At 70.2% G+C, this 12,284-nt stretch carries 12 protein-coding genes; 5 read left to right on the plus strand and 7 right to left on the minus strand.

Annotated elements, in window-relative coordinates; all coding sequences use genetic code 11:
• Positions 1-126: 126 nt before the first annotated feature.
• Entirely contained in the window at positions 127-1,038 is a 912-nt protein-coding gene (locus AB0D18_RS06045; protein ID WP_362413384.1) for an HAD family hydrolase, read from the minus strand.
• Between the two features lie 139 nt (positions 1,039-1,177).
• On the opposite strand from AB0D18_RS06045, the gene AB0D18_RS06050 reads away from it, so the two are divergent.
• Positions 1,178-1,960 carry a hypothetical protein gene (locus tag AB0D18_RS06050; RefSeq protein ID WP_362413386.1) on the plus strand — a complete coding sequence of 261 codons (783 nt, stop codon included), beginning with the start codon at positions 1,178-1,180 and terminating at the stop codon, positions 1,958-1,960.
• A 123-nt stretch (positions 1,961-2,083) separates the two neighbouring features.
• On the opposite strand, the gene AB0D18_RS06055 is transcribed toward AB0D18_RS06050, so the two are convergent.
• From AB0D18_RS06055 to AB0D18_RS06080, 6 genes are all read right to left on the minus strand, one after another.
• On the minus strand, positions 2,084-2,989 hold the full coding sequence (locus AB0D18_RS06055; RefSeq protein ID WP_362413388.1) for an LLM class flavin-dependent oxidoreductase: 906 nt from the start codon (positions 2,987-2,989) through the stop codon (positions 2,084-2,086).
• 23 nt (positions 2,990-3,012) lie between these two features.
• Positions 3,013-3,579 carry an RNA 2'-phosphotransferase gene (locus tag AB0D18_RS06060; protein WP_362413390.1) on the minus strand — a complete coding sequence of 189 codons (567 nt, stop codon included), beginning with the start codon at positions 3,577-3,579 and terminating at the stop codon, positions 3,013-3,015.
• A 134-nt stretch (positions 3,580-3,713) separates the two neighbouring features.
• Positions 3,714-4,658 (minus strand): MerR family transcriptional regulator, encoded by a 945-nt coding sequence (locus AB0D18_RS06065; RefSeq protein ID WP_362413392.1) that lies wholly within the window; start codon positions 4,656-4,658, stop codon positions 3,714-3,716.
• Positions 4,659-4,754: 96 nt separating this feature from the next.
• The gene (locus tag AB0D18_RS06070) at positions 4,755-5,681 is read right to left on the minus strand and encodes a metal-dependent hydrolase (RefSeq protein ID WP_362413394.1); all 927 of its coding nucleotides are present in this window, start codon (positions 5,679-5,681) and stop codon (positions 4,755-4,757) included.
• Complete coding sequence (locus AB0D18_RS06075; protein ID WP_362413395.1) at positions 5,678-7,462, minus strand: SDR family oxidoreductase; 1,785 nt, start codon at positions 7,460-7,462, stop codon at positions 5,678-5,680. The genes AB0D18_RS06070 and AB0D18_RS06075 overlap by 4 nt, the downstream gene beginning before the upstream one ends.
• Positions 7,459-8,325, minus strand: coding sequence for a M24 family metallopeptidase (locus tag AB0D18_RS06080; protein WP_362413397.1), 867 nt, complete (start codon positions 8,323-8,325; stop codon positions 7,459-7,461). The genes AB0D18_RS06075 and AB0D18_RS06080 overlap by 4 nt, the downstream gene beginning before the upstream one ends.
• A 300-nt stretch (positions 8,326-8,625) precedes the next feature.
• Here AB0D18_RS06080 and AB0D18_RS06085 point away from each other — a divergent pair, with 300 nt between their 5' ends.
• From AB0D18_RS06085 to AB0D18_RS06100, 4 genes are read left to right on the plus strand one after another with little or no spacing between them, the layout of a single operon-like run.
• Entirely contained in the window at positions 8,626-9,660 is a 1,035-nt protein-coding gene (locus AB0D18_RS06085) for an ABC transporter ATP-binding protein (protein ID WP_362413445.1), read from the plus strand.
• A complete protein-coding gene (locus tag AB0D18_RS06090; RefSeq protein ID WP_362413399.1) occupies positions 9,650-10,561 on the plus strand; it encodes an ABC transporter permease in 912 nt (303 codons plus the stop codon). The genes AB0D18_RS06085 and AB0D18_RS06090 overlap by 11 nt, the downstream gene beginning before the upstream one ends.
• Positions 10,558-11,469 (plus strand): ABC transporter ATP-binding protein, encoded by a 912-nt coding sequence (locus AB0D18_RS06095; protein WP_362413401.1) that lies wholly within the window; start codon positions 10,558-10,560, stop codon positions 11,467-11,469. Before AB0D18_RS06090 ends, AB0D18_RS06095 begins: the two co-directional genes overlap by 4 nt.
• Positions 11,470-11,484: 15 nt before the next feature.
• The gene (locus AB0D18_RS06100) at positions 11,485-12,204 is read left to right on the plus strand and encodes an ABC transporter permease subunit (protein ID WP_362413403.1); all 720 of its coding nucleotides are present in this window, start codon (positions 11,485-11,487) and stop codon (positions 12,202-12,204) included.
• Positions 12,205-12,284 lie beyond the last annotated feature (80 nt).

A 12,284-nucleotide genomic window follows, 5' to 3' on the forward strand; every position in this document is an offset into this window, starting at 1 on the left:
GGGTGTGGGTAAGGGGCGTGCTCCAGGAGTGCGCCCCTTACCTGTGCGTGCCGTACTGCCGGTCATGCCGGGCCTGTGCGTGCCGTACTGGCCGTACTGCCAATTATGCCGGGCACGTGCGTGGTCCTACTGCCGGTGTTCCGCCAGGATCTGCTCGATGACGGCCGCGACGCCGTCCTCCTCGTTGGGGGAGGTACGGCCCGTGGCGACGGCCAGGACCGCGGGGTGGGCGTTGCCCATGGCGTACGAACGTCCGGCCCAGGCCAGCATTTCGATGTCGTTCGGCATGTCGCCGAAGGCCACGACCTCCTCGGGTGCGATGCCGCGCTCGGCGCAGCAGCGGGCCAGGGTGCTCGCCTTGGAGACGCCCGGTCCGCTGATCTCCAGGAGCGCGGTCGGGCTGGAGCGGGTGACCGAGCCGAGTTCGCCGACCGTCGCTCGGGCCAGGTCGAGGAAGTCGTCCGGGGCCAGCGAGGGGTGGTGCACCAGCAGCTTGATGACGGGGTCGCCGCTGCCCGGGACCTCCTCGTGCAGCAGCTCCTCGGCGGAGGCGATGCCCGCAGCCGGGTCGAACTGGAACGGCGGGTAGGCAGGCTCGTAGTGGATTCCGGTGGTCAGCTCCACGGCGAAGGAGCTGCCCGGAACGGCGGCGCGCAGCGCGGCCACGGTGGCGCGGGCGTCGGCGCGCTCCAGGGGGCGGACCTCGATCAGTTCGCCGCCCGCGTGCAGGTCGACGACGGCGGCGCCGTTGGCGCAGATCGCCAGGCCATGGCCGTGCACGTGCGCACTGACGACATCCATCCAGCGGGCCGGCCGGCCGGTCACGAAGAAGACCTCGATGCCGGCTGCTTCGGCGGCGGCGAGGGCGGCGACGGTGCGCGGCGAGACGGACTTGTCGTCGCGCAGGAGGGTGCCGTCCAGGTCGGTGGCGATCAGGCGCACGGGAGTGGTCGCACCTGCGCCGGGGCCGTTACCGGCGCCGTCGGCCGGGCGGGGGCGGGGGTCGGTAGCTGAGGTCACCGCTTCATCCTCTCGCATGAAACGCACGGACGTGCGAAAGGGTGCACATCTGAGAGCGCACATCTGGAGTGGCCGGCTCCGCTCGGAGGCCCGTCAGCGTGCAGGTCCGTGCCCCGGTCCGTGCCCCGGTCCGTGCCCCGGTTCGTGCGCCGGTTCGTTGGCGGAAGCGCTCTACCAGCAGGACGGCAAGGAACCCGAAGCTGCGACGCACGCCCTGGAGGCGGCGCACTGGTACGACGCGGCGGGCGAAGGTGCAGGGGCGGGCGCCTACGCGCGGCTGATCCTGGCGCAGGCGTACGGCGCGAGCGACCGGGCGGCGGAGGGCGCCGAGATCCTGGAGTCGGCGTTGCCCGACCTGCTGGCGCACGGCGACGAGCAGGCCGTACGCGCCCGTGACACTCTCGGGCGCCTGCTGCGGGAACTGGGTGAAGAGAAGGCGGCGGCGGAGCAGTACCTGCTCGCTGCGGAGATCGCCGATGGCTGGGACCACCCGGCGCCCAAGGCCCGGCTGGCGATGCTGGCCGGCGAGTGCCTGGCAGGCCAGGAGGGCCTGGAGGTGCAGGCCGAGCAGGCGTACCTACGGGCTGCTGAGCTGTGGCAGCAGGCCGGTGAGACCTTCGGGTACGTACGGGCACTGCGGGCCCGCACCTGGTCGCAGCTGTCGCAGCTGCTCTACTCCGAGGACGGGCAGGGGGACGAGGTTGTCGAGCTGAGCGTGCGGGCTTCCGAGGCCCTGCGCGAGTTCGGCCCGGACGAGTTGGGCGAGCGCGCGTCCTGCGTCCTGCGCGTGGCTTGGACCGAACAGGGGCGGGGCCGCAAGGACGAGGGAAGGGCCGCACTCGCCGCCTTCGTCGAGGAACTCAGGCCCATGGCGCAGGAGTCGGAGACGGCGGCGGACATGCTGGAGGGGTTGGAAAAGCGCCTGAAGCACTTCGGGTGAGGGGAGCGACAGGCGCGGGGCTGGGTTGAGGCGGGGGCGAGGGGGCGAGGGGGCGAGGGGGCGAGACTGAGGATCCCGCTCCCTCGCCCCGGCCCCCCACCAGTCACCCCATCACCCCACCAGTCACCCCAGCTGTGCGAGCCCCTCCCCCGCGATCTGCTCGAACACCTTCTCGTCCGCCGCGAACTGCGTGTCCGCGATCGGCCAGTGCAGCACGATCTCGTCGATGCCCAGCTCCGCATGGAGCCCAGCGAAGTCCACGAACGCGTCGAGAGAGTCCAGCGGCCGGTCCGGCGTGAACCCGGTCAGCAAGGTCTTGCCCAGCTCCCCCGCGTCCCGCCCGATCGCCTCGCACGCCGCACCCAGCTTCGCGACCTGCCCCCGGATCGCCTCCAGGGACTCGGCCGGGGTGCCGTTCTCGAAGAGCTTGGGGTCACCGGTGGTCACCCACGCCTGCCCGTGCTTCGCGGCGAGCTTCAACCCGCGCGGCCCTGTCGCCGCCACCGCGAACGGCAGCCGCGGCCGCTGTACGCACCCGGGGATGTTCCGTACGTCCCCCGCCGACCAGAATTTGCCGTCGTAGGACACGGCCTCCTCGCTCAGCAGCCGGTCCAGCAGCGGCACGAATTCGGCGAACCGGTCCGCCCGCTCCCGGGGCGTCCACGGCTGTGCCCCCTCGGGCAGGAGCGCCGTCGCGTCGAAGCCGCCCGCACTGCCCGCGCCGATGCCCAGCGTGACCCGGCCGCCGCTGATGTCGTCGAGTGAGATCAGCTCCTTGGCGAGGGTCACCGGGTGGCGGAAGTTCGGCGAGGTCACCAGCGTGCCCAGCCGCAGCCGCTCGGTGGCGGACGCGGCGGCCGTCAGTGTGGGCAGTGCCCCGAACCACGGGCCCTCCCGGAACGGCACCCGCCACGACAGGTGGTCGTAGGTGTACGCGGTGTGGAAACCGAGCTCCTCGGCCCGTTGCCACACCTCCTTGCCGCCCACGTTCCAGCGACGGATCGGCAGAATCACAGTGCTCAGACGCATGAGTCCGACTGTACGGGGCCTGCTCACGCCCCCGGGAAGCGCAGAAACTCCGTCGGCACGTGTGCCGTGAGCCAGACCCCGTTGGCGCTGACCCGGAAGACATGCCCGGCGCGGTGCATCGCCCCGGCGTCCACGGACAGCACCACCGGCCGGCCCCGGCGGGCCCCGACACGGGTGGCGGTCTCCCGGTCGGGTGACAGGTGGACGTCGTGCCGGTTCATGGGGCGCAGGCCCTCGGTGCGGATCGCCGCCACGGCCCGGGGGTGCGTGCCGTGGAAGAGGTAGGCGGGCGGCTCGGCCGGAGGAAGGGCCAGGTCGATGCCGGTGACCGTGTGCCCCTGGCTGGCGCGGATCAGGGTGCCGCGCAGCGGGTCGTCGTTCCGTACCGCGAAGCGCTGCTTGTCGTTGGTGGCGACGACGTGGTCCAGCTCGGCGCGGGTGAAGCGGAAGCCGTGCTCGGCGGCGGCCCGGATCAGCGTCTCGACCTCCACCCAGCCGTGGTCGTCGAGGATGAGCCCGATGCGCTCGGGCTGGTGCCGCAGATGTTTCGAGAGGTACTTCGACACCTTGATGATGCGGTGTTCGTTCATCCGGTCAGGATTTCCGAACCGGTGCGCGGCCGCACCTTAATTCGCCCTGGCAGCCCGGCAGTTCGACGTAATCCACAGCCAACTGGGCTTTTCCACAGCGGAAATGAAGGATCTGTGGATAACTCGTGCCCGCTTTAGGGTAGTTCGTCAACGTTCGCACGATTGAGTCGTCTTGAGGAGAGTGCGTCCAAGGTCCGTGCCTGGAGCTCTCGTTCTGTGGCCGCTACGACGAATGCCGAAGCGTTCTCTGCCCCAACCAACGCCTGGACCGCGGCAATCGTGCCCGCCGGAAGTGCGAGTGCGCGGGGCTGGCCGTCCGGTTCCGGGGCGGGTGCCGAGCCGAGGTGCTGCTGAAGGTGCCGGGTGGCGAACAGCCTCATGGCCCGTGCCAGTTCGGCATCCACGCTCTGCTGCGCGAGCGGGCGCAGCCGTCGTACAAGAGCAGCCGCCTCCGCCGCGTCCGAGTCCGTCGGCGGCCGGTGCCCGAGGTAGCGGGCGAAGACGTGCTCGGTGGTGAACTCCAGGAATCGTGCCGCTATGTGCTCCACCTGCCCGCGCAGTTCCCACAGGTGCCCGGAGATCGCCTTGAGCGGCACCCCTGCCGCGTACAGCTCGGCGGCCACCGCCAGCTCCTGCGGAGACGGCACCAGGAACTCGTCGTCGCGCCCCGGAACCCTTTCCAGCACGCCCAGTTCGACCGCCTCCGCCACCGCCGCGTCGTCCGGCCGGCCACCGAACCGTTCGTCCAGCTCGGCCCGTGTGATCCGGGCGGACTCCTCGTCGGTCCAGGGCCCGCCCACCTCGGCGACCAGCCCGAGCACCCCGCCCAGGCCCCGGCCCGCGTCCCACGCCTCCAGCAGCTCCTTGATGCTTGCCAGCGTGTAGCCGCGGTCCAGGAGGTCGGCGATCTGCCGCAGCCGGGCCAGGTGCGCGTCCCCGTACACATTGGCCCGGCCACGCCGCTCGGGCCTGGGGAGCAGGCCCCGGTCCTGGTAGGCGCGGATCGTACGGACCGTGGCACCGCTGCGGTGCGCGAGGTCCTCGATCCGGTACTCGGCCTCCGCCTGCTGTCCGGACATGGTCACTTCCTTCCCCGGGTGGACCGGCGTCGGCCGGCGTGGACGGCGTTTGGCCGGTGCCCCCGGTGTCAGCCGTTTCGGCCGGCGTCGGCCGGTTCAGGACCGCAGCGCCGCCCGGCCCACCGCCCCCGCCGCAGCACGCGCCGCCGGCGAGGTCGACAGGTACTCGACGGCCTTGCGCAGCGAGCCCTCCTGCGAGGGATGGTACGACCGCCGGAAGTACCGGGGTATCGCCGTACCCAGCTCCCGCCAGGTCGGCAGAAGCCCCTTGGCGACCGCCTTGTTGTGCTCCCGCAGCGAATAGCGCACCCGCCCCGCGAGCTGCGGGTCGTGCCGTACGAGGTACGAAGCCCCCCACGCCCACAGCCACAGCATCACCGGCGCGACCACGATCATGCCCTCGATCCGGCGGGCGTACCGGGGCAGGCCCTCGCCGCCGCAGTGCTGGTACATGTCGAAGGCCACCGACCGGTGTTCGACTTCCTCCGCACCGTGCCAACGCAGCAGGTCGAGCATCACCGCGTCGGGATCCGCCCGGTCCAGGCCCTCCGCATGCAGCACCCAGTCGCCGAGCACCGCCGTGAACTGCTCGATCGCGGCGACGACCGAGAGCCGGAAGCGAAGCCACTCCTGGGTCGGTATCGGAGCCCCCAACGGCGGGGTCTCGCCGAGGAGTTTCTCGAAGAGGAAGTCGACGTGCCTGGTGTACGCACCGGTGTCCAAGTCCTGGTCGGCAAGGTGGTCCAGGACGTAGCTGTGCTGCACGCTGTGCGTGGCTTCCTGGCCCATGAACCCCTTGACCTGCTTGAGGAGTTCGGGGTCGCGGACCAGCGGAAGCGCCTCCTTGAAGACCTTCACGAACCAGCGCTCACCGGCCGGCAGCAGCAGGTGCAGCACGTTGATGACATGCGTGGCGGTCGGCTCGTCCGGTATCCAGTGCAGCGGCGTCTCGTGCCAGTCGAAGGAGACCCGGCGGGGTGCGATGACATAGCCGTCGTCGAGGGGCTCGGGGTCGGTGCTCACAGCGGCGGCTCCAATCGGGCGATGGCGCGCAGCGTCTTCGGCATGAAGCGGGACATGAGGTGGGCGCCGCGTGCCTCCGGCGTCACCGGGACGACGGCCTGGTTCTTCACCACCGCGCGAAGGACGGCCTCGGCGACCTTCTCCGGGGGGTAGTTGCGCAGCCCGTACAGCCGCGACGACCGCTTCTGCTTGCGCTTCTCCTCTTCCTCCGACACCCCGGTGAAGCGCGAGGTGGCGGTGATGTTGGTGTTGACCAGGCCGGGGCAGATCGCGCTGACGCCGATTCCCTGGCCCGCCAGTTCGGCACGCAGGCACTCGCTGAGCATCAGCACCGCCGCCTTCGACGTGCTGTAGGCGGGCAGCGCCTTGGAGGGCTGGTACGCGGCGGCGGACGCGGTGTTGACGATGTGGCCGCCCTGGCCGCGCTCGGCCATCTGCTTGCCGAAGGTGCGGCAGCCGTGGATGACGCCCCACAGATTGACGTCCAGGACCTTCTTCCAGTCCTCGGCCGAGGTGTTCATGAAGGAGCCGGACATGCCGATCCCGGCGTTGTTGACCAGCACGTCCACGATGCCGTAGTCGGCGGCGACCTTCTCCGCCAGCTTCTCCATGGCCTGCGCGTCACTGACGTCGACGACCTCGGGCCAGGCGTCCGGAGCCCCGATCAGCCGGGCCAGTTCGGCGGTCCGGGACGCGCCTTCGGCATCCCGGTCCACGGCCACGATGCGCGCCCCCGCCTCGGCGAACGCGAAGGCGGTGGCGCGCCCGATGCCGCTGGCCGCACCGGTCACCAGGACCAGCTGTCCGCCGAACCGGTCGGCGAACTTCCCGGTCGCCACCGACGCGCGCGGCGCCACCCCGGCGGTGCTGTCCTCGTTCGCCGTCACGAATTCGGTTATCCATGAGGCAAGTTGGTCCGGCCGGGTGCGCGGCACCCAGTGCTTGGCCGGAAGGGTGCGGCGCACCAACTGCGGAGCCCACAGCTCCAGTTCGTCGTAGAGCCGTTCCGAGAGGAAGATGTCACCAGTCGGTGTGATCAGCTGGACGGGCGCGTGTGCGTACGCGTCCTCGCGCGGCCTGCGCAGCCGGGCGCGGATGTTGTCGCGGTAGAGCCAGGCGCCGTGCGCCGCGTCCTGCGGCAGCGATGACGTCGGGTACCCACCGGCCGGGATCTTCTCGATCCGCTGGAGGATCTTCGGCCACTGCTTGCCGAGCGGCCCGCGCCAGGCCAGTTCCGGCAGCACGGGGGTGTGCAGCATGTACACGTACCAGGACTTGGCGCCCTGGCCGAGGAGCTGGGCAGCGCGGCGCGGGGTCGGCCGGGACATCCGCTTCTTGATCCAGTGCCCGAAGTGGTCCAGCGAGGGCCCGGACATGGAGGTGAAGGACGCGATCCGCCCCTGCGTGCGCTTGACGGTGGCGAACTCCCAGCCCTGCACGGAACCCCAGTCGTGCCCCACCAGGTGCACCGGCCGGTCCGGACTGACCGCGTCCGCGACCGCCAGGAAGTCGTCGGTCAGCTTCTCCAGCGTGAACCCGCCGCGCAACGGCTTGGGCGCCGACGACCTGCCGTGCCCGCGCACGTCGTACAGCACCACGTGGAAGCGCTCCGCCAGCCGCGTCGCGACCTCGGTCCACACCTCTTTGCTGTCGGGGTATCCGTGCACCAGCAGTACGGTCGGCTGCGCCGTGTCGCCCAGCTCGGCGACGCACAGCTCGATCCCGCCGGTCCGCACCCGGCGCTCGCGCGCCCCTTCCAGCCCGGTCGTCCCCATCGTCATGCCGCCTTCTCCTCGGCCCAGCGCCGCACATGCGGCAGGTCGTCGTCCAGCCAGAACGCGCTCTGCTCGGGATCCCGGGAGTCGGTGACGACCAGGATCTCCTCGAACTTCGCGCCCGTACCCCGGAATCCGAGATGCGGTTCCACCGCCCACAGGCCCGGCTGAGGCAGATGGTCGGAGAACTTGTACGGACTCCACAGCGGCGACCAGCCGTCCCGGTGCCCGTGCAGCACGTCGCCGGCCAGCCCCTTCAGCGACTGCGTACCGAACCCGAACACATGCGGTGACCAGCGTCGTTCCTTCACCCGGTCGACCTTGTGGGCGATCACGCCGAACGGGTACGCACGGTGCCGGTTGGCGTATCCCTGCCGGACCATCAGCCGCTCGACGTTCTCGTATATCTCCCGCAGGGTGCGTTTCTCGCGCACCTGCTCCAGGATCAGCGCGCGATGCGCCTCCAAGTCGGCCAGCAGCCGGTTGTGCACGGGGTTGAGGCCCAGGCAGCCGGAGTACCCGATGTCTGCGGTGAAGCCCTTGTAGACGGGCGCCATGTCGAGGATGAACGGCATGCCGGCCTCCAGCTTCCGGTTCGTCGGGAAGAACTGGAGCGGTATCCGGAATCCGGTGAACGCCGTACGGTCCCCGAACCACGCGAACGGCAGGTGGAACCAGTCGCGCACCCCGCGCTCGTGCAGCCACACCCGCTGCATCCGGGCTGCCTCGCGCTCCGTCACCCCCGGCTTGAGCTGCGCGGAGACGGCCTCGGCGCACTCGTAGGCCAGGCGCTGCACTTCTCTGAACCCCCGCAGTTCCGCGGTCGGTTCGCCCTGCGTGCTGGAGACTTCTGAGATTGCTGAGGTCATGCCACCCGTCCGTCCCGTGTAGCGGTACGCGCCCGTAACTTGACACTGACGAATGTGACAATGCCTGGCGGCTACGTCAAGGGGTGTGCACACGGACCTGTGGATAACCCCGCACAATCCACCCGTGGTTCGACCCAGGGCCCTTCGTCGGCCCTCCCCTCAACCCCTGGTACTGCTCCCCCCTACGGGTCCGTACAACCAGAGGCGGAGGCGGGAACAGCCGCCAGGGCTGACGTCTGATGTGGCCCCCGCCACTACCTTCGAAGTGTGACCAATGTGATCGCGACCGAATCCCTGAGCATGCGGTACCCCCGGGTGACCGCACTTGACCGGCTCTCCCTGGACATCGGGCCCGGAGTAACGGGCCTGGTGGGTGCCAACGGAGCCGGCAAGTCCACGTTGATCAAGATCCTGCTGGGTCTGAACCCCGCCACGGAGGGCCGGGCAGCGGTGCTCGGCCTCGACGTGGCCACCAGCGGCGCCGAGATCCGCGAGCGCGTCGGGTACATGCCCGAGCACGACTGCCTGCCGCCGGACGTCTCGGCCACCGAGTTCGTCGTCCACATGGCACGCATGTCCGGGCTCCCCCCGACCGCCGCCCGCGAGAGGACCGCCGACACCCTGCGCCACGTCGGCCTCTATGAGGAGCGCTACCGTCCCATCGGCGGCTACTCGACCGGCATGAAGCAGCGCGTAAAGCTGGCCCAGGCACTGGTCCACGACCCACAGTTGGTGCTCCTCGACGAGCCGACCAACGGCCTTGACCCGGTCGGCCGCGACGAGATGCTCGGCCTGATCCGCCGCGTGTACACCGACTTCGGGATCTCGGTCCTGGTCACCTCGCACCTCCTGGGCGAGCTGGAGCGCACCTGCGACCACGTCGTCGTCATCGACGGTGGCGCGCTGCTGCGGTCCAGTTCGACCAGTGACTTCACCCAGACCACCACGACCCTCGCGGTCGAGGTCACCGACTCCGACACCCACCCCGACGGCACGTACGCGCTGCGCGAGGCGCTTACCGCGGCAGGCGCCAAGCTGCATGCCGCCGAGGAGCAGGGCCTGCCCGGCGCCGGCCACATCCTCCTCGTCGAGGGCGACGGCGACGCCACGTACGACCTGGTCCGCGACACGGTCGCCGACCTGGGCATCGGCCTGGTGCGGATGGAACAGCGGCGCCACCACATCGCCGAGGTCTTCCGCACCGAGCAGTCCGCCGACGCGGTACTGGAGCCGTCCGGAGCAGCATCCGGAGCAGGAAACGCAACCCCCGCAGGCACCCCCAGGGACGCCCAGCGGGCCGAAATGCAGAAGGGAGGCGGCCACGATGGCAACTGAACTCACGCCGCCGGGCGCCGACCCGACGCGCATCCACAACATCGGCTACCGCAAGTACGACGGCCCCCGCCTCGGCCGCGCGTACGCCCGCCGGTCGCTCTACTCGCAGTCCCTGCGAGGGGCTTACGGACTGGGCCGCAGCGCCAAGTCCAAGGTGCTGCCGATGATCCTGTTCGGCGTGATGATCCTGGTCGCGGCGATCATCGTCGCGGTGGCGGTGGCCGCGCCCGCAGGCACCATCACCGCACTGCCGGTGTCCTACACAGCGTTCGCGATCTTCCTCCAGCCCGTCATCAGCCTTTATCTGGCGGCGCAGGCCCCCCAGACCGTCTCGCGCGACCTGCGCTTCAAGGCGGTACCGCTGTACTTCTCCCGGCCGATCGAGCGCAGGGACTACGTCCTCGCCAAGTTCGGTGCGATGATCTCCGCGCTGTTCATCCTGACCGCGGCCCCGCTGGTGGTCCTCTATGCGGGCGCGCTCCTCGCCAAGTTCGACTTCGGAGCCGAGACCAAGGGCTTCGGGCAGGGGCTGGTGGCCGTGGCACTGCTGTCCGTCCTGTTCGCCGGGCTCGGCCTGGTGATGGCCGCACTGACGCCGCGCCGCGGCTTCGGCGTCGCCGCCGTCATCGCCGTGCTGACCATTTCGTACGGTGCGGTCTCGACCGTCCAGGCCATCGCTTACACCCAGGAGGCGACGGGCGCGGTCGAATGGCTCGGCCTGTTCTCGCCCATCACCCTCATCGACGGCGTCCAGACCGCCTTCCTCGGCGCCACCTCCGCCTTCCCCGGCGGAACCGGCCCCGGCGCCGGAGCGGGCGTGGTCTATCTGCTGGTCGTCCTCTCGCTCGTCGCCGGCTCGTACGCCGTCCTGATGCGCCGCTACCGGAAGGTCGGACTGTGACGACCATCGAGATCACCAAGGCCTCCCGCTGGTTCGGGAACGTGGTCGCCGTCAACGACGTGACCATGACCGTCGGTCCCGGCGTCACCGGCCTCCTCGGCCCCAACGGCGCCGGAAAGTCCACCCTGATCAACATGATGGGCGGCTTCCTCGCCCCCTCCAACGGCACCGTCACCCTCGACGGCAAGCCGATCTGGCGCAACGAGAGCGTCTACCAGGAGATCGGCGTCGTCCCCGAGCGGGAGGCGATGTACGACTTCCTCACCGGCCGTGAATTCGTCGTCGCCAACGCAGAGCTGCACGGCCTGGACGACCGGGCGGCCCAGCACGCGATGGCCACGGTCGAGATGGAGTACGCCCAGGACCGCAAGATCGCTACGTACAGCAAGGGCATGCGCCAGCGTGTGAAGATGGCGTCCGCCCTGGTCCACAACCCGTCGGTGCTGCTGCTCGACGAGCCGTTCAACGGCATGGACCCGCGCCAGCGCATGCAGCTGATGGACCTGCTGCGGCGGATGGGCGCCGAGGGACGCACCGTGCTGTTCTCCTCGCACATCCTGGAGGAGGTCGAGCAGCTCGCCTCGCACATCGAGGTGATCGTCGCCGGACGGCACGCCGCCTCGGGCGACTTCCGCAAGATCCGCCGACTGATGACCGACCGCCCGCACCGCTATCTCGTACGGTCCGGCGACGACCGGGCCCTGGCCGCCGCCCTCATCGCGGACCCGTCCACGGCCGGCATCGAAGTCGACTACACGGAACGGGCGCTGCGCATCCAGGCCGTCGACTTCGGCCGCTTCACCGAGCTGCTCCCGAAGGTCGCCCGCGAGCACGGCATCCGCCTGTTCACGGTGCAGCCCTCCGACGAGTCCCTCGAATCGGTCTTCTCCTACCTCGTCACGGCCTGAAAGGAGCTTGCTGCGATGTACGAACCCACCGTCGCCCGGCTCACCTACCGGGCCCTCCTCGGCCGCCGCCGGGCGGCCATCCTCTTCATCCTGCCCGCCCTGCTCATCGTCATCGCGGTCGCGGTGCGGCTGCTCGTCGGCGTGGACGACCGCGTCGCCGCCGACGTCCTGGGCGGCTTCGCGCTCGCCACGATGGTCCCGCTGATCGGCGTCATCGCCGGTACGGGCGCGATCGGCCCGGAGATCGACGACGGCTCGATCGTCTATCTGCTGTCCAAGCCGGTGAAGCGGCCCACGATCATCTCCACCAAACTGATCGTCGCCATCGCCGTCACCATGGCCTTCTCCGCGATCCCCACCCTCATCGCCGGTTTCATCCTCAACGGCAACGGCGGCCAGATCGCGATCGCCTACACGATCGCCGCCCTCGTCGCCTCCGTCGCCTACAGCGCGGTCTTCCTGCTGCTCGGCACCGTCTCCCGGCACGCGGTGGTCTTCGGCCTGGTGTACGCGCTGGTGTGGGAGGCCCTGTTCGGCAGCCTGGTGCCCGGAGCGCGGACCCTCAGCATCCAGCAGTGGGCCCTCTCGCTGGCCGAGAAGATCGGCACGAACGGCACGATCACCTCGGACGTCGGGCTTCCCACGGCGGTGATCCTGCTGGTCGTGGTCACCGGCCTGGCCACCTGGTACGCGGGCCAGAAGCTGCGTTCGCTCACTCTTGCGGGTGATGAATAGCCGAAAGCGGCTCTTTCAGGAACGGGGAGCGGCCCCCGGGAGGATTGACCAAAACAAACCCGGGGGCGCCCCCGGTGACC

Origin of the sequence: Streptomyces sp. NPDC048442, from assembly GCF_040651475.1 — a bacterium.
Lineage (GTDB): Bacteria > Actinomycetota > Actinomycetes > Streptomycetales > Streptomycetaceae > Streptomyces.

Coding starts and splice junctions, on each gene's coding strand:
- AB0D18_RS06045 (WP_362413384.1), bottom strand. CDS start 1,038: ATGCGAGAGGATGAAGCGGTGACCTCAGCTACCGACCCCCGCCCCCGC.
- AB0D18_RS06055 (WP_362413388.1), bottom strand. CDS start 2,989: ATGCGTCTGAGCACTGTGATTCTGCCGATCCGTCGCTGGAACGTGGGC.
- AB0D18_RS06060 (WP_362413390.1), bottom strand. CDS start 3,579: ATGAACGAACACCGCATCATCAAGGTGTCGAAGTACCTCTCGAAACAT.
- AB0D18_RS06065 (WP_362413392.1), bottom strand. CDS start 4,658: ATGTCCGGACAGCAGGCGGAGGCCGAGTACCGGATCGAGGACCTCGCG.
- AB0D18_RS06075 (WP_362413395.1), bottom strand. CDS start 7,462: ATGACGATGGGGACGACCGGGCTGGAAGGGGCGCGCGAGCGCCGGGTG.
- AB0D18_RS06080 (WP_362413397.1), bottom strand. CDS start 8,325: ATGACCTCAGCAATCTCAGAAGTCTCCAGCACGCAGGGCGAACCGACC.
- AB0D18_RS06085 (WP_362413445.1), top strand. CDS start 8,626: ATGCGGTACCCCCGGGTGACCGCACTTGACCGGCTCTCCCTGGACATC.
- AB0D18_RS06090 (WP_362413399.1), top strand. CDS start 9,650: ATGGCAACTGAACTCACGCCGCCGGGCGCCGACCCGACGCGCATCCAC.
- AB0D18_RS06100 (WP_362413403.1), top strand. CDS start 11,485: ATGTACGAACCCACCGTCGCCCGGCTCACCTACCGGGCCCTCCTCGGC.